The organism is Mycobacterium sp. GA-1199 (assembly GCF_001500045.1).
Taxonomy (GTDB): Bacteria; Actinomycetota; Actinomycetes; order Mycobacteriales; family Mycobacteriaceae; genus Mycobacterium.
The window spans coordinates 173479-189108 of the sequence record NZ_LQIX01000054.1; the positions used below are offsets into that span (position 1 = coordinate 173479).

The 15630-nt window shown below is 67.8% G+C and carries 17 protein-coding genes; 6 read left to right on the forward strand and 11 right to left on the reverse strand.

Features of this window, described 5'->3' with window-relative positions; translation table 11 throughout:
* Positions 1-2: 2 nt before the first annotated feature.
* Positions 3-1301: an HRDC domain-containing protein gene (locus AU198_RS23055; protein WP_064350893.1), complete on the forward strand. Its 1299-nt coding sequence runs from the start codon at positions 3-5 to the stop codon at positions 1299-1301.
* On the opposite strand, the gene AU198_RS23060 is transcribed toward AU198_RS23055, so the two are convergent.
* Entirely contained in the window at positions 1298-2212 is a 915-nt protein-coding gene (locus AU198_RS23060; protein ID WP_064350894.1) for an alpha/beta fold hydrolase, read from the reverse strand. The two genes, AU198_RS23055 and AU198_RS23060, sit on opposite strands and share 4 nt — an antisense overlap.
* 65 nt (positions 2213-2277) lie before the next feature.
* Between AU198_RS23060 and AU198_RS23065 the strand changes: the two genes are divergently transcribed.
* Positions 2278-2784 (forward strand): phosphate-starvation-inducible PsiE family protein, encoded by a 507-nt coding sequence (locus tag AU198_RS23065; RefSeq protein WP_064350895.1) that lies wholly within the window; start codon positions 2278-2280, stop codon positions 2782-2784.
* A 92-nt stretch (positions 2785-2876) separates the two neighbouring features.
* Here AU198_RS23065 and dxs read toward each other — a convergent pair whose 3' ends face one another.
* The 5 genes from dxs to AU198_RS23090 form a co-directional block, all read right to left on the reverse strand.
* Entirely contained in the window at positions 2877-4790 is a 1914-nt protein-coding gene (dxs, locus tag AU198_RS23070; protein ID WP_064350896.1) for a 1-deoxy-D-xylulose-5-phosphate synthase, read from the reverse strand.
* Between the two features lie 28 nt (positions 4791-4818).
* Entirely contained in the window at positions 4819-6147 is a 1329-nt protein-coding gene (nhaA, locus tag AU198_RS23075; protein WP_064350897.1) for a Na+/H+ antiporter NhaA, read from the reverse strand.
* Positions 6148-6267: 120 nt separating this feature from the next.
* Positions 6268-6747, reverse strand: coding sequence for an MSMEG_6728 family protein (locus AU198_RS23080; RefSeq protein WP_064350898.1), 480 nt, complete (start codon positions 6745-6747; stop codon positions 6268-6270).
* 18 nt (positions 6748-6765) lie between these two features.
* Positions 6766-7986: a class I SAM-dependent RNA methyltransferase gene (locus AU198_RS23085; protein WP_064350899.1), complete on the reverse strand. Its 1221-nt coding sequence runs from the start codon at positions 7984-7986 to the stop codon at positions 6766-6768.
* Positions 7983-9977, reverse strand: a complete 1995-nt coding sequence (locus AU198_RS23090; RefSeq protein ID WP_064350985.1) for an APC family permease — start codon at positions 9975-9977, stop codon at positions 7983-7985. Before AU198_RS23090 ends, AU198_RS23085 begins: the two co-directional genes overlap by 4 nt.
* 85 nt (positions 9978-10062) lie before the next feature.
* Between AU198_RS23090 and AU198_RS23095 the strand changes: the two genes are divergently transcribed.
* Together AU198_RS23095 and AU198_RS23100 are read left to right on the forward strand one after the other, a co-directional pair.
* Complete coding sequence (locus AU198_RS23095; protein WP_082691170.1) at positions 10063-10734, forward strand: potassium channel family protein; 672 nt, start codon at positions 10063-10065, stop codon at positions 10732-10734.
* Complete coding sequence (locus tag AU198_RS23100; protein WP_064350900.1) at positions 10731-11396, forward strand: potassium channel family protein; 666 nt, start codon at positions 10731-10733, stop codon at positions 11394-11396. The genes AU198_RS23095 and AU198_RS23100 overlap by 4 nt, the downstream gene beginning before the upstream one ends.
* 2 nt (positions 11397-11398) lie before the next feature.
* On the opposite strand, the gene AU198_RS23105 is transcribed toward AU198_RS23100, so the two are convergent.
* Both AU198_RS23105 and AU198_RS23110 read right to left on the reverse strand, forming a co-directional pair.
* On the reverse strand, positions 11399-12082 hold the full coding sequence (locus AU198_RS23105; protein WP_064350901.1) for a DUF3159 domain-containing protein: 684 nt from the start codon (positions 12080-12082) through the stop codon (positions 11399-11401).
* Positions 12079-12450 carry an OB-fold nucleic acid binding domain-containing protein gene (locus tag AU198_RS23110; protein WP_064350902.1) on the reverse strand — a complete coding sequence of 124 codons (372 nt, stop codon included), beginning with the start codon at positions 12448-12450 and terminating at the stop codon, positions 12079-12081. The genes AU198_RS23105 and AU198_RS23110 overlap by 4 nt, the downstream gene beginning before the upstream one ends.
* A 135-nt stretch (positions 12451-12585) precedes the next feature.
* Between AU198_RS23110 and AU198_RS23115 the strand changes: the two genes are divergently transcribed.
* A complete protein-coding gene (locus tag AU198_RS23115; protein WP_064350903.1) occupies positions 12586-13284 on the forward strand; it encodes a hypothetical protein in 699 nt (232 codons plus the stop codon).
* A gap of 87 nt (positions 13285-13371) precedes the next feature.
* Here the strand turns inward: AU198_RS23115 and AU198_RS23120 are convergent, their stop codons facing one another.
* Both AU198_RS23120 and dut read right to left on the reverse strand, forming a co-directional pair.
* A complete protein-coding gene (locus AU198_RS23120; RefSeq protein ID WP_064350904.1) occupies positions 13372-14151 on the reverse strand; it encodes a DUF3710 domain-containing protein in 780 nt (259 codons plus the stop codon).
* A gap of 1 nt (position 14152) precedes the next feature.
* Entirely contained in the window at positions 14153-14617 is a 465-nt protein-coding gene (dut, locus tag AU198_RS23125; RefSeq protein ID WP_064350905.1) for a dUTP diphosphatase, read from the reverse strand.
* 25 nt (positions 14618-14642) lie between these two features.
* On the opposite strand from dut, the gene AU198_RS23130 reads away from it, so the two are divergent.
* Positions 14643-15119 carry a DUF3093 domain-containing protein gene (locus AU198_RS23130; protein WP_064350906.1) on the forward strand — a complete coding sequence of 159 codons (477 nt, stop codon included), beginning with the start codon at positions 14643-14645 and terminating at the stop codon, positions 15117-15119.
* 82 nt (positions 15120-15201) lie between these two features.
* Here AU198_RS23130 and AU198_RS23135 read toward each other — a convergent pair whose 3' ends face one another.
* Entirely contained in the window at positions 15202-15504 is a 303-nt protein-coding gene (locus AU198_RS23135; RefSeq protein ID WP_064350907.1) for a DUF4193 domain-containing protein, read from the reverse strand.
* Positions 15505-15630 lie beyond the last annotated feature (126 nt).

Sequence of the window (15630 nt, forward strand, 5' to 3'; positions counted from 1 at the left end):
CGATGCCCGACCCCGACGAGGCCGTCCCCGAGGCGGCCGCGCCCGAGCAGGCCGAGCCGGAGGCGACGCCGTTGCTGGCCCCCCGCGACGGCGTGCCCGCGCTGTCGACCAGTGTCAGTGAAATTCGCAGGGCCGCCGTGCTATTGGCCTCCGGCCACGGCCCCTTCGCCGTCGACGCCGAACGGGCCTCCGGGTTTCGCTACTCCAACCGTGCTTACCTCGTGCAGATTCGACGCGAAGGCGCCGGCACCGTGTTGATCGATCCGGTAAGTCACGGCGCCGACCCCGTCGAGGCGCTGGCACCAGTGGCCGAGGTGCTGGCCACCGACGAGTGGGTGCTGCACGCCGCCGACCAGGATCTGCCGTGTCTGGCCGAACTAGGCATCCGGCCGGTCAGCGTGTACGACACCGAGTTGGCGGGCCGACTCGCCGGCTACGACAAGGTCAACCTCGCCGCGATGGTGCAGCGGCTGCTCGGTCTGCAGCTGATGAAGGGGCACGGCGCAGCCGACTGGTCCAAGCGGCCGCTGCCCGACGAGTGGCTCAACTACGCCGCACTCGATGTCGAGGTGCTCGTCGACCTCCGCGATGCCATCGCTGCGGTCCTTGAGGACCAAGGTAAAACCGAGTGGGCGGCACAGGAATTCGAGCACCTCAGGAAGTACGAGGCGACACCGACCCGTCGGGACCGCTGGCGACGCACATCGGGAATCCACAAGATTCGCGACGCCCGCACCCTCGCCGCCGTGCGCGAACTGTGGACCACCCGCGACCACATCGCCCAGCGCCGCGACATCGCGCCCGGCCGGATCCTGCCGGACTCGGCCATCATCAACGCCGCCACCGCCGATCCCGACACCGTCGAGAAGTTAACGGCGCTGCCGATCTTCGGCGGTAACCGGCAGCGCCGCAGCGCCAAGGTGTGGCTCGACGCGCTCGCCCGCGCCCGCACCACGCGGGACCTGCCGTCCTCGCAGGAGCCGGCGAACGGCCCTCCGCCCGCGTCCCGGTGGGCCAGGCGCAAACCCGAAGCCGCCGCCCGACTCGATGCGGTGCGCGCCGCGCTCACCGAAGTGTCACAACGGATTTCCGTGCCGACCGAGAATCTGCTCTCCCCCGATACCGTGCGCCGGTTGTGTTGGGATTGGGAGCCCGTCGACGACAGGGCGGGCATGATCGAGGCGTTTCTGCGCGACGCGGGCGCGCGGCCATGGCAACGTGAGCTGACGGTGCCTGCGCTGGCCGAGGCGCTGACCAAGGCCGACGCTCAGCTTGCCGAGCGGCAGTCCGCCGAGAGCTAGGTGGTCACCTTCTCGACGTGAACCAGGAAGTGCCGCAGCACTTCCTCGGGCGCCTCGAGTTGCGGCCAGTGTCCGATGTCGGCGGCGAGCATCACCACGTCGGCATCGGGGATCACTTCGGCGTAGCGGCGCGCCATGTGTGCGCCGGAGTTCGGATCGACGGGTCCGTCGATCAGCCGCATGGGCACCGCGGTTCGGCGCATGGCGCGCACCCATCGGTTGCGGTGCGTGTACCGGTCGCCCAGGAATCGACCGACCTTGTGCAGCACGCGTTTACCGTCGTTGTATTCCAGAATCTCGTGGAAGCGTTCCATCAGCTCGCGTGAGGGCTTCGTGTTCGGCCCGAACATTTCGTCGAGCGTGCGCTCGAGCATCTTGCGTGACAGCGAACTGCGCCCCTGCAGAGGACTCATCAAGTCGCCCAACGGCGTTCCCGACATGAGCTTCTGCATGGTGCGCGGCGTGTAGGCCTCGTTGAACAGCCCGCCGTTCAGCCAGGTGATCGACTGATAGCGCACCGACCCGTACGACTGCTGACCGAATTCGCTGCGGGCCAACAGTTCCTGGCCGACCGAGTCACCGAGGTCGTGCGCCAGCACGTGGCACCGCTTGACGTTCAGGTGTTCCAGTAGCGCCTCGTGGACGTCAGCGTGGTCGCCCACCGAGTATTCGTAAGCCACCGGTTTCGCCGAGAAGCCCATTCCGATCATGTCCGGGGCTATGACGGTGAATCGATCGGTCAGCGTCGGCCAGATCAGCGACCAGTCCCACGAGTTGAACGGATAGCCGTGAATGGCCAGCAGCGTCGGGGCCTCCCCCAGCGGCGGGCCGTCGATCCGGTAGAAGATCTCGAATCCCAGGTAATCGAAGTAGCGGCCCGCGGCCTTCCAGCGCTCCAGCTCGGCATCCATGACCGAAGCCTAAGCGTGTCGAGCATTTTGCGTCGGTGGCGCTCGAGACGGCTTAGCGTTGGCGGATGGCGGAGCAGGAAGAGACCGAGAACGAAGAGGACCGGCAGCGTTTCGCCGACCGGGTGCTGAGCTTCGCCGAGGACGCGGTCTACTGGGCCATCGCGACCGTCCTGCTCGCCGGGTCGGTGGCGCTGTTGGTCTCCCAGGTCAATGTGCTGCTGCGCCTGCGCAATACACCCGCCAGCACGATCATGCTCGAGGTGCTCGACGGCCTGTTGCTGATTTTCATCTTCGTCGAACTGCTCTATGCGGTACGGACGTCGCTGCGCTCGCACGAGATCGTCGCCGAGCCGTTCCTGATCGTCGGCATCCTGGCGTGCATCAAGGAGATCGTCGTGCTCTCCGTCGAGGCGGCGAAGCTGCTGTCCAACGGCCCCGAGTTCGCCCGCGCGATCGTCCAGGTGGGCGTGCTCGGCGGCTTGGTGCTGGTGTTGTCGCTGGCGATCTTCGTGCTGCGGGTGCAACGCCACGGCGTCTCCGACGAAGCCGCCGAGCTGGCCGACAAGGACTAGCTATCGCCGCGGCTGTGCGGTTTCATACGTCCGACCGGCGCGTCGCGGATGAAACCGCACGATCGGCGAGGCGGGGCAGGCGGGGGCGACCGCTAGTCGAGTCGCTCGCTGACCTCGGCTTCGCTGACGGAGGCACCCTGCGCCGCGACCCAGCCGGTGATCTGGCGGGCCACCGTGCGATCGGTCAGGCCGACCTCGGCGAACACCTCGCCGCGGGAGGCGTGCGCGAAGAACTCCTGCGGCAGCCCGACATCGCGACACGGTACGTCGATCTCGGCGCGGCGCAACGCCGCCGACACCGCAGACCCGACGCCGCCGTTGACGCCGTTGTCCTCGAGCGTGACGACGAGCTTGTGTTCGCGGGCCAGGGCGGTGATCGTCTCGGGCACCGGCAGCACCCAGCGCGGGTCGACGACCGTCACACCGATGCCCTGGTTGCGCAGGAGTTCGGCGACCGCCAACGCCATCGACGCGAACGGCCCGACCGCGACCAGCAGCACGTCGCCGGTGAGCCCGTCGGCCGGCACGGCCAGCACATCGACGCCGTCACGCCGTTCGAGAGCCGGAATGTCCTCGCCGACATCGCCTTTCGGGAACCGGATCGCGGTGGGACCGTCGTTGACGTCGAGCGCTTCGCCGAGTTCCTCGCGTAGCCGGACTCCGTCCCGCGGTGCGGCCACCCGCATGCCGGGCACGATGCCCAGCATCGACAGGTCCCACATGCCGTTGTGGCTGGCGCCGTCGGGGCCGGTGATGCCCGAGCGGTCCAACACCATCGTCACCGGCAGCTTGTGCAACGCCACATCCATCATGACCTGGTCGAACGCGCGGTTCAGGAAGGTCGAGTAGACCGCGACGACGGGATGCAGGCCGCCCATCGCCAGCCCGGCCGCCGACGTCATCGCATGCTGTTCGGCGATGCCCACATCGAAGAACCGGTCCGGGAAGCGCTGGCGGAAAGCGGTCAAACCCGTCGGGCCGGGCATCGCCGCGGTGATCGCGACCACGTCGCGTCGGCGGGCTGCATAGCCGATCAGCGCCTCGGAGAACGTCGACGTCCACCCGGGACCGGGAACCGACGTCGCCAATCCGGTCTCGGGGTCGATGACGCCGCACGCATGCATCTGGTCGGCCTCGTCATTCTCCGCCGGCGCGTAGCCCATGCCCTTGCGGGTCACGACGTGCACGATCACGGGCATGTTGAAACCGCGCGCCCGACGCAGCGCGACCTCAACGGCGTGCTCGTCATGGCCGTCGATGGGCCCGACATACTTCAGCCCCAGGTCGGTGAACATCACCTGCGGCGCCAACGCGTCCTTGATCCCGGCCTTGATGGAGTGCATGCACTGGTAGCACACCTCACCGATGACCGGGACGCCGCGCACCGCCTTGCGGCCCTCCTCGAGGACACGTTCGTAGCCGGGCTGCAGCCGCAGGCCCGCCAGATGTTCGGCGAACCCGCCGATCGTCGGTGCGTAGCTGCGGCCGTTGTCGTTGACGACGATGACCACCGGCCGTCGCGCCCCGGCGATGTTGTTGAGCGCCTCCCAGCACATACCGCCGGTCAGCGCGCCATCGCCGACCACGGCCACCACGTGGCGATTGCGGTGTCCGGACAGCTCGAACGCCTTGGCCAGCCCGTCGGCGTAGGACAGCGCGGAACTGGCGTGGCTGGATTCCACCCAGTCGTGTTCGCTCTCCTCGCGCGAGGGATAGCCGGACAGGCCGCCCTTCTTGCGCAGGCTGTCGAACTCGTGGCAGCGGCCCGTCAGCATCTTGTGCACGTAGGACTGGTGTCCGGTGTCGAAGATGATCGGATCGTGTGGCGAATCGAACACCCGATGCAGCGCGAGCGTCAGCTCGACGACGCCGAGGTTCGGGCCGAGATGCCCACCGGTGGCAGCCACCTTGTGGATCAGAAATTCGCGGATCTCACGTGCTAGATCGCCCAGTTGCGACTGCGTCAGGTGCTGCAGATCTGCGGGCCCGCGGATCTGTTCAAGCATTCGCTCAGTCTACGCACGGCCGTCGTAGTCAGTCCTGTCGAGCTTGGTAGATGTCGGGCACACCGTCGTGGTCGGAATCGGCGGTCTCCTGTTCGTGAATCGCCCGATAATGCCTGTTCCGCAGCCGTAACAGCACCGCGGCCATGGCCGCCGAAGTCAGCGATCCGGTCAGCACCCCGATCTTCACGAATTCGTCACGTTCGGATTCGATGCCGTAGGCGAGATCGCCGATGAGCAGCGACACGGTGAACCCGATGCCGGCCAGCATCGCGATGCCGAGCACGTCGATCCACCGGATCGCGGAGTCGAGGTCGGCTCGGGTGACCGCCGCGAGCACCCGCGTGGTCAAAAAGATGCCGACCGGTTTGCCGACCACCAGACCCAGGACGATGCCGAGCGTGATGGGATCGGTCATCGCCTCGGCGAACCCGGCGTAGCCGCCGATGCTCACCCCCGCGGCGAAGAAGGCGAACACCGGAATCGCGACACCCGCCGACAGCGGGCGTATGCGGTGTTCGAAGTGCTCGGCCAGCCCGGGCCCGGCGTCCGGCCCGCCTGCGGCCTGGGAACGCACCACCGGCACGGCGAAACCGAGCAGGACCCCCGCCACCGTCGCGTGGACGCCCGATTCGTGCATCATCACCCAGGTGGCCACCGCGAGCGGAACCAGCACCCACCAAAACCGGATCCGGCGCTGCACGCACAGCGTGAACAGTGCCAGCGGAATCAACGTCGCCGCCAATGCGACCACGTTGATGTCCTCGGTGTAGAAGACGGCGATAACCGCCACCGCGAGCAGATCGTCGACCACGGCCAGAGTCAGCAGAAAGATCCGCAGCGCGGACGGCAGGTGCGTGGAGATGACCGCGAGCACCGCGACGGCGAACGCGATGTCCGTGGCAGTGGGGATGGCCCAGCCGCGCAGGGCGCCGTCGCCCACGGGTGCGGTCACCGCGACGAAAATCAGGGCCGGCACGACCATTCCGCCGACGGCGGCGGCGATGGGCAGCGCCGCGCGGGCGGGGTCGCGCAGGTCGCCGGCGACGAACTCGCGTTTGAGCTCCAACCCGACCACGAAGAAGAACAGCGCCAACAACCCGTCGGCCGCCCAGGTGCCGACCGTGAGGTCCAGGTGCAGGCCGAACGGCTCACCGCCGACCCTCATATCGCGCAGGGCGAAGTAGCTTTCCGACCACGGCGAGTTCGCCCACACGAGCGCGACGGCAGCCGCCACCAGCAGGATCGCACCTCCGACGGTCTCCCTGCGCAGAATCGAGGACACCCGGCTCGTCTCGGACCACGATCCGCGGGAGAACAGCGTCCGCCGTGCGAAGCGGCCGAGCGGGTTGGCGGTCACGGTGGGTCCCGATCTGTTAGGGGTCGACAAGAGAATTGCCGACCAGACTTCCCGGCACACCCTGTCGCTCAACGTATCAACGCGATGTACACACCGCACCGGCAGACGTAGCCGCTGACGTCAGATCGCGATCCGTCGCGGACGGTCAGAGGCGGGCCAGACGTACTCCAGGTCGTCGGGAACGTCGGGGAAGAATCTGCGATAGTGCTGCGGGTCTTTGCGCACCAGCACCGACTGATGGCTGCGGTGAAACGCCGGATCGCCCAGCCACGGCGGCACCTCCCCCGCCGCGGCCAACGCGTCCTGGCTGCGCGGGGTGCCGATGCCGGTCGTGCGGGTCAGGTCGGTGACCATGGTCGTCGCGCAGGTGTCGGCGTGGCCCAACCGGCACCATGCGGCGCAGACGTCGAGCCCATAGCGGACCAGGGCTTCTTCGTAACCGGCCCACATCGCCGCTGCGGGGTGATGACGCCAGCCATAACCCGGCACGGTCAGCGCGCGAACCACCTGGATGGCCTCCACCCGCTGCTTGCCGAGCCGCTTCGTGTCGAGGACGCGGGCGGTGTCGCCGAAACCCGGGCAGGGCAGGAACGTCTGCACCTCCCCGGCATACCCCGTTTAGCGACTCAGGACCGCGACACACTCCACGTGGTGCGTGAGCGGGAACGAGTCGAAGACCCGTAACTCCTCGACCGCGTATCCGTGCCCGCGGTAGAGACCGACATCCCTCGCGAACGACGCTGCCTCGCAACCGATGTGGATGACCCGCGGCACCCCGGCGGCCGCCAGAAGGTCGATCACCTCGCGACCGGCTCCGGTGCGCGGCGGATCGAGCACCGCGACATCGGCGCGCTTGCGCTGCGCAGCGAGCGCGCGGCGCACCGAGTCGGTGACCACCGACACCCACCTCATGTCGCCCAGGGCGGCCCGCGCGGCTCGCGATGCCCCTCGCGATGTGTCCACCGTGACGACCTTCCCGGTCTCCCCGACCGCTTCGGCGAGCACGGCCGCGAATACCCCTGCCCCGCCGTACAGATCCCACGCGGTCATCCCGGGGCTCAGCTGCGCCCAGCCCGCCACCAACTGGCTGTAGAGCCGCGCCGCGTCCCGGTGCGACTGCCAGAAGGCGGTCACGGGCACCCGCCACGTCCGCCCAGCGACCCGCTGAACGGCCTCGTAATCGCCCTCGATGACCTGCGTGGCGACCTTGCCTTTGGGGCCCGACCTGGGTCCGGACTGCACGACGTGACGCGCACCCTCGTCGTCGACGGCGACGTGCAGATGCGCGCCCGGCGGCCAGGTCTTATCGGCCAGCCCGTCGACCATGCCGTCGGGCAGCTGCGCGCAGTTCAAGTCGGTGATCAGTTCGGCACTGTGGAACCGGTGGAACCCGGGTTCCCCTGCGGCGGTGGTGTCCAAGCGCACCCGCGTCCGCCACCCGGTCGCACCCCCGTCACCGACCGGGTCCGCGGCGGCATCGGCTTCGTCGCGCCACTGGTAACCGCCCAACCGCGTCAACTGGTTGGCGACGACGGCGCCCTTGAGCCTGCGGACCGCCGCCGGCTCGGCGAATGCCATGTCACAACAGCCGGCACCATCCGCACCCGCGATGGGGCAGATCGATTCGACGCGGTCCGCGGACGGTTCGATGACCTCGACGGTGTCGGCGTGCAGATACTTCCCGCGATCCGCCACCACCCGGACCCTGACCCGCTCACCGGGCAGCGCATAGCGGACGAACACGACCCGGCCGTCATCGCGCGCCACACAGCTGCCGCCGTTGGCGGGCGGCCCGGCGGTCACCGTCAGTTCCGCCGGAACAGCCTCGACGCCGGTCACTCCAGGAATCCCCTGCGTGCGTCGCCGGGGGCCGACTGCGGCTGAAGCGTCTTGAGCCGCTCCGAGGAACTCAGTTGCCACGGCACCGATGTCACCATCACATTCGGCTCGAACAGCAGGCGACCTTTGAGCCGCAACGCACTCTGGTTGTGTAACAACTGTTCCCACCAGTGGCCCACGACGTACTCGGGGATGAACACGGTGACGACGGTGCGCGGTGATTCCCTGCTGATCCGCTTGACGTAGTCGAGGACCGGCCGGGTGACCTCGCGGTACGGCGAGGCGATGACCTTCAGCGGAACGCTGATGTCGCTGTCCTCCCACTTGTCCATCAGGGCACGCGTTTCACCCTCGTCGACGCTGACCGTGATGGCTTCGAGCGTGTCCGGGCGGATGGCCCTGGCATAGGCCAGCGCGCGCATCGTGGGCAGATGCAGTTTGGACACCAACACGATCGCGTGGTTGCGGCTGGGCAGCACCATGTCGCCGGCCGCAGCGGCCTGTTCCTCGAGCTCACGCGCCACCGTGTCGTAGTGCCGATGGATCAGCTTCATCATCCCGAAGATCAGCGCCATCGCCAGAATCGCGATCCAGGCTCCGGCAACGAATTTCGACACAACGACGATCACCAACACCGTGGCGGTGCAGGCGCAACCGATCGCGTTGATCACGCGAGAACGCATCATCTTGCGCCGGAACATCGGCTCGGTTTCCGTGCGTAGCAGCCGCGTCCAGTGCCGCACCATGCCGATCTGGCTGAGCGTGAACGCCACGAAGACCCCGACGATGTAGAGCTGGATCAGCGCGGTGACCTCGGCGCTGAAAGCCACGACGAACGCGATCGCGGCGAACGCCAGGAACAAGATGCCGTTGGAGAACGCGAGCCTGTCTCCGCGAGTGTGTAGTTGGCGCGGTAGGTAACGGTCCTGCGCCAGGATGTCCCCGAGTACGGGAAACCCGTTGAACGCGGTGTTGGCGGCCAGCAGCAGGATCAGCGCCGTGACACCGGCGATGAGAAAGAGCCCGATGCTGAAGTCGTGGAACACCGCGTCGGCCAACTGCGCGATCAGCGTCTTCTGGTGGTAGTCCGCTGGGGCGCCGACGAGTTGTTCGTGCGGTCGCTCGGCGATCTGCACGCCCGTTTCCTTGGCCAACATGATGATGCCCATGAACAGGGTGACTGCGAGCAGGCCGAGTAACGCCAAGGTGGTTGCGGCGTTGCGCGACTTCGGTTTACGGAACGCCGGCACCCCGTTGCTGACCGCCTCCACACCGGTCAGCGCCGCGCTTCCCGACGAGAACGCCCGCGCGACAAGGAATACCAGGGCGAAGCCGAGAATTTCCCCGTGTTCGGAATGCATTTCGAAATCCGCCGATTCGGCCTGTAACGGTTCGCCCAGCGCATAGATCTGGAAGAAGCCCCAGCCGAGCATGACGAACATCCCGACCATGAACGCGTACGTCGGGATTGCGAAAGCGGTTCCGGACTCCCGGATGCCGCGCAGGTTGATCGCCGCCACCAACAGAATCGCGATCACCGCGAACAGCACCTTGTGATGGTTGACGAAAGGTATGGCCGAACCGATGTTCGACATCGCCGAGGACATCGACACCGCGACCGTGAGCACGTAGTCGACCAGCAGCGCGCTCGCCACGGTCAGGCCGGCCGTGGGCCCGAGGTTGGTGGTGACCACCTCGTAATCCCCGCCCCCGGACGGGTAGGCATGCACGTTCTGGCGGTAGCTGGCGATGACGATCACCATGACCCCGGCCACGGCCAGGCCGATCCACGGCGCCATCGAATACGCGGCCAGGCCGGCGACCGACAGCACCAGAAAGATCTCTTCGGGCGCGTAGGCCACCGACGACAGGGCGTCGGAGGCGAAGACGGGAAGGGCTATCCGCTTCGGCAGCAGAGTGTGCGAAATCCTGTCGCTGCGAAACGGCCTGCCGAGGACCACCCGCCGCGCGAACCTGGATAGCTTGGACACGAGTGCCAAGAGTAAGCCCAGCAGCAATTGCCCGTCGGAAAGCTGTAGCGTTCGACTGCACGGGTTCGACAGGAAGGACCGCGGAGTGCGTGTAGTGGTGATGGGCTGCGGCCGGGTCGGCGCGTCGCTCTCCGACAGCCTGTCCCGGATCGGCCACGACGTCGCGGTCATCGATCGCGACGGCACGGCATTTCACCGGCTCTCACCGGAGTTCTCCGGGGAGCGGGTGCTCGGCATGGGCTTCGACCGCGACGTGCTGTTGCGGGCGGGCATCGAGGAAGCCGGAGCGTTCGCCGCGGTGTCCTCGGGTGACAACTCGAACATCATCTCGGCGCGGGTGGCCCGCGAGACCTTCGGTGTCGAGCGTGTCGTCGCCCGGATCTACGACGCCAAGCGCGCCGCGGTCTACGAACGGTTGGGCATCCCGACGGTGGCCACTGTGCCGTGGACGACCGACCGTCTGCTCAACGTCCTGACCCGCGAGACCGAGACCACCAAGTGGCGTGACCCCACAGGCAATGTCGGCGTCACCGAACTGGCACTGCACGAGGCGTGGGTGGGCCGTCGCATCACCGACCTGGAGACGGCGACCGGCGGCCGGGTGGCGTTCCTGATTCGATTCGGGGCCGGCTTGCTACCCGATGCGAAGACCGTCATCCAGGCCAGCGACCAGGTGTTCATAGCCGCGATCGCCGGCCACATCGCCGAGGCCCTGGCCATCGCTGCCCTGCCGCCCAGCGAGGACCTCGAGGGATGAAAGTCGCCATCGCCGGGGCCGGCGCAGTCGGCCGGTCCATTGCCCGTGAACTCGTCGACACCCACGAGGTGACGCTGCTGGAACGCAATCCCGACCACATCGACGTCGACGCGATCCCGTCGGCGCAGTGGCGGCTGGGCGACGCGTGCGAGTTGACCCTGCTCGAATCCGTCCAGCTCGAGCAGTTCGACGTGGTGATCGCGGCCACCGGCGACGACAAGGTCAACGTCGTCGTCAGCCTCCTGGCCAAGACCGAGTTCGCCGTGCAGCGGGTGGTCGCGCGTGTCAACGACCCGCGCAACGAGTGGTTGTTCGACGAGAGCTGGGGCGTCGACGTGGCGGTGTCCACGCCGCGGATGTTGGCCTCGCTCGTGGAGGAGGCGGTCGCGGTCGGCGACCTGGTGCGGCTGATGGAGTTCCGCAAGGGTCAGGCCAACCTCGTGGAGATCACGCTGCCCGACGACACTCCGTGGGGCGGCAAGCCGGTCAAGCGCCTCGAACTGCCCCGCGACTGCACGCTGGTGGCGATCCTGCGTGGCCCACGCGTGATCGTGCCCGAGTCGGATGAACCGCTCGAGGGTGGCGACGAATTGTTGTTCGTGGCCGTCGCCGAGGCCGAAGAACAGTTGCAGGACCTGCTGCTGCACCCGCAACAACGCTGAAGTCAGCCTCCTGTCGGGGCGCTGACGTCGTCGGAGGACTCGCTTGCCTTGATGGCCTTCTGTGCGGCCCGGATCGCCAGATAGGTCACGACCGCGGCGATCGCGGTCAACGGCCAGCCCATGGAGATCCGTGCGACACCCAACCACCCCGTCTGGTCGGCGTCGTAGAGATGGCGCTGGACGATGAAACGCGAGGCGAATACCGCCACCCAGAACAGCGTCGCCACGTCGAAAGCCGTCACCGCTCTGCGTACCCGGCGCCAGTCGCGGCCGTGCCCGTTGACCCAGCCCCAGACGTAACCGACGACGGGTCGGCGGATCACCACTGAAACGGTGAACACCGCGGCCCAGAACAACGACGTCCAAATGCCAAGCAGGAAGTAGCCTTTCGACTCCCCCATCACGTAAGCGATCAATGCGCAGATGCCGACACCGAAGAAGCCGGAGATCGCAGGCTGCGCCGACTCCCGCCGAGCGAGCCGCCACGCGAGGACGATGCCGGCCACACCGAGGGCGGCGACGATGGCCGGGATGAGCCCGAGCGTCTGCGAGATCGGAACGAACGCCACGACCGGCAACGTCGAGTAGATCAGGCCGCTGACCCCGCCCATCTGGTCGAGGACGGCGTTGGCCTTCGTCGGCTGCTGGGTTCTCGGCTGCCCCGGTTCGGTTCCGGGGTCGCTCACTTCTGAATCTCGTAGTGCGGGTTGTAAATGGCCTTGGCTCCGTTGTCGAGCTTGCCGACGCGGCCGTGCACCTTGAGGGTGCGGCCCGACTCGATGCCGGGGATGCGACGTTGGCCGAGCCAGACCAGCATCACCGAATCGGTGCCGTCGAACAGCTCGGCCTTCACGCCGCCGGCGCATGCCTTGCCGTTGCATTCGACGCTGCGCAGGGTGCCGATCATCGTCACTTCCTGGCCGCGTTCGCAGTCGATCGCTTTCTGGGCGCCGGTCGAGGCGGCTTCGTCGCTGAGCTCTTCGACGTCGAGTTGCTCGGGGTCCTCCGTCAACCGTCGCGTGAGCCGGCGCAGATACCCTTCGGCCGTTGCCATGGCCTCTCCTGACCTATCCGCAGATGCACCTTGGACCTACCCAAGTAATCGCCACGTTAACCCTGTGAGTTACGACATGCCACGCGGGGTCACCTCGCCACGCCGAGCCCATTTCAGCCAAGGCACGATCAAGTCATGACGGTCACTCTCCGCGGCGTCACGACGGTCCTGCTACCGGGCACCGGCTCCGACGACGACTTCGTCTACCGGGCGTTTTCGGCGGCGCTGCACACCCAGGGTGCGACGCTCGTCACGCCGGCGCCCCAGCCGCACCGGCTCGTCGCCGGCTACCACGACGCACTCGACGACGCGGCGCGCGGCGGTCGCATCGCCGTGGGGGGCGTGTCGATCGGCGCCGCCGTCGCCACGGCGTGGGCGCTGGCCCGTCCGGACCGGACGGTGGCGGTGCTCGCCGCACTTCCGGCGTGGACCGGCTCCCCGCAGCACGCGCCCGCGGCGGCCGCGGCGCGTCACTCCGCCGAACTGCTGCGCCGCGACGGGCTCGCGGTCACCAGCGCGGCGATGCGGGCCACGAGCCCGCAATGGCTGGGCGACGAGCTGACCCGGTCTTGGCTCGGCCAGTGGCCGTCCCTGCCGGAGGCGATGGAGGAGGCGGCGAACTACGTCGCTCCCACCCGCGCCGAGTTGGAGCGGTTGGCTGTGCCGCTGGGCGTGGCCGCCGCCGGCGACGATCCCGTGCATCCGATCGAGGTGGCCGTCGAGTGGGCGACGGCGGCACCGCGGGCGGCGTTGCGCACGGTCACGCTGGACGAACTGGGCGCCGACCCGTCGGTGTTGGGGGCCGCATGCGTGGCCGCCCTGCTGGAGGCGTGACGGTCAGCCGGCCGGTCCGGGGCCTTAACGGGTGGATCGCACGCACCCGGTGCGTGGGATCCACCGGTTAAGGCGGATTCTCGAGAGTCAGCCGCCGGTGATCGTCCGCAACTGCTGCATCGCCGATCCCTGGGCGCTGCGGCGCGCGGCGGGTTCCTGCTGGCCGGCCTGCTGAGCGTGTTGCGCCTGCTCGGTGGCGGCCTGCTGGGCCGCGGCGGCCTCACGCAGTTGGTTTGCCATCGGCTCCGGCAGCTCGACCGCCAGCGGCGTGCGCACCGGCAGCGGGGTGTCGCCGCGGCGAACCACGGTGTCGGCCAACGCTTCTCGCGCTTCAGCCGCGAGTGCGTCTATGTGTTCCTGCGGACCGTTGACGACGCAGCGGATCATCCACCGGTACCCGTCGACGCCGATGAAGCGCACCACGCCCGGTTGCCCCTGCTGCCCCGCCTGGGCCTGCTGTGCGGCGGCCACGCCGACGACCTCGCGCCCCCACGGCCCGTCCTTTATCGACACCTGGGCGCCGTCCTTGCGCAGCGAGTCGGCGAGTTCCCCGGCGATCTCGCGCCACAGCCCGCTGCTCTTGGGGGCGGCGTACGCGGCGACGGTGAACCGGCCGTGCGGAGTCACGACCCATACCGCGCTCGGCACTCCCTGCGGGGTGAGCTCGACCTGCACCTGGCCGCCTGCGGGCAAGGGGATCAGGACCGAGCCCAGATCCAGCCGGCCAGCGGCAGCCGTCTCGGCATCGTCGAAGTCGTCGATGTCGAACGGGCCTTCCAGCTCGTCGTCGGCCGCGTCGCCTGTCTCTTGCCCGGCGACATCTTCGACGTCACCGATCTCGTTGTCTTTGCGTTTTCCGAATGCCATCTCACAAACTCGCATGTCCGCCGGAGGAACCGTGGCCACCTTCGCCACGGGTACTTTCACCGAGCCCAGCCTCGTCGAAAGACGTGACCTCCACCAGCTCGGGCAGTTCGACCCGCTGGACCAGCAACTGAGCGATGCGGTCCCCGCGGTTGACGACGATCGGCACCTGCGGATCGAGGTTGATCAGCGAAACCTTGATCTCGCCGCGGTATCCGGCGTCGATGGTGCCCGGGCTGTTGACGATCGAAAGCCCCACGCGGGCAGCCAAACCCGAGCGGGGATGCACCAGTCCGACCATCCCGTACGGGATCGCCACCGCGATACCCGTCGGAACCAGCGCACGTTCACCGGGCGTCAGTTCGACGTCGATCGCGCTGAAAAGGTCGACGCCCGCATCGCCGTCATGGGCGCGGCTGGGCATCGGCAGATCAGGATCGAGGCGCACGACCGCCAGAGAAGTGGGCACGACGTCAGAGATTACTCTTGGCCGCGTGTCCGACACGCGCGCCACGACGCAAACCGTTCGCTACCGCGAGCGGCTCTGGGTGCCATGGTGGTGGTGGCCCCCGGGCCTGGGCCTCGCGGCGCTCATCGCGCTCGAGATCGATATGGGCGTTCCCGGCATACCTGGATGGTTGCCGTACGCACTGCTGCTGCCTGTCGCCGTCGTCGTCCTGCTGTGGCTGGGCCGCACGGAGGTGCGGGTCGTCGGCGGCCCCGGCGGAACCGAGCTGTGGGCGGGTCCGGCGCACCTGCCCGCCGATGTGATCACCAGGTCAGCCGAGGTGCCGCGCACCGCCAAGTCCGCGGCCCTGGGGCGCCAACTGGATCCGGCCGCCTACGTCGTTCATCGGGCATGGGTGGGCCCGATGGTTCTCGTGGTGCTCGACGATCCGGACGATCCGACGCCGTATTGGCTGGTCAGTTGCCGTCAGCCGGAGAGGGTGCTGGCGGCGCTCCGCAGTTGAACTGCGAATCGAACTGGAGCAGTTGAACTGCGAATCGAACTGGAGCAGTTGAACTGCGAATCAAGCTGGAGCAGTTGAACTGCTAGGCAGCGCAGTCCGAACAGATCATCATGCCGTTCTTCTCGCTGGCCAGACGGCTGCGGTGATGCACAAGAAAGCAGCTCGAGCAGGTGAATTCGTCGGCCTGCTTGGGGACCACCCGCACCGACAGTTCTTCACCGGACAGGTCGGCGCCGGGCAATTCGAAGGACTCCGCGGACTCCGACTCGTCGACGTCGACAACCGCGGACTGGGCCTCGTTACGCCGCGCCTTCAACTCTTCGAGCGAATCTTCCGAGACATCATCGGTCTCGGTGCGCCGTGGGGCGTCGTAATCGGTAGCCATCGTGGTCCCCTCCGAATAAACCTTGTGCAGCAGAGCTTTGTACCAGCGTCGAACGCATCCGCCAAACGATTCGTGCCCGTATGGGTACCCGTTGCACTGTGATTTATGTCACATGCGACCTCCTCC

Bases quoted from the DNA above. Each gene is read 5' to 3' on its own strand.
- AU198_RS23055 (WP_064350893.1), top strand. From the start codon at position 3: ATGCCCGACCCCGACGAGGCCGTCCCCGAGGCGGCCGCGCCCGAGCAG.
- AU198_RS23060 (WP_064350894.1), bottom strand. From the start codon at position 2,212: ATGGATGCCGAGCTGGAGCGCTGGAAGGCCGCGGGCCGCTACTTCGAT.
- AU198_RS23065 (WP_064350895.1), top strand. From the start codon at position 2,278: ATGGCGGAGCAGGAAGAGACCGAGAACGAAGAGGACCGGCAGCGTTTC.
- dxs (WP_064350896.1), bottom strand. From the start codon at position 4,790: ATGCTTGAACAGATCCGCGGGCCCGCAGATCTGCAGCACCTGACGCAG.
- AU198_RS23100 (WP_064350900.1), top strand. From the start codon at position 10,731: ATGAAAGTCGCCATCGCCGGGGCCGGCGCAGTCGGCCGGTCCATTGCC.
- AU198_RS23110 (WP_064350902.1), bottom strand. From the start codon at position 12,450: ATGGCAACGGCCGAAGGGTATCTGCGCCGGCTCACGCGACGGTTGACG.
- AU198_RS23115 (WP_064350903.1), top strand. From the start codon at position 12,586: ATGACGGTCACTCTCCGCGGCGTCACGACGGTCCTGCTACCGGGCACC.
- AU198_RS23120 (WP_064350904.1), bottom strand. From the start codon at position 14,151: ATGGCATTCGGAAAACGCAAAGACAACGAGATCGGTGACGTCGAAGAT.
- AU198_RS23135 (WP_064350907.1), bottom strand. From the start codon at position 15,504: ATGGCTACCGATTACGACGCCCCACGGCGCACCGAGACCGATGATGTC.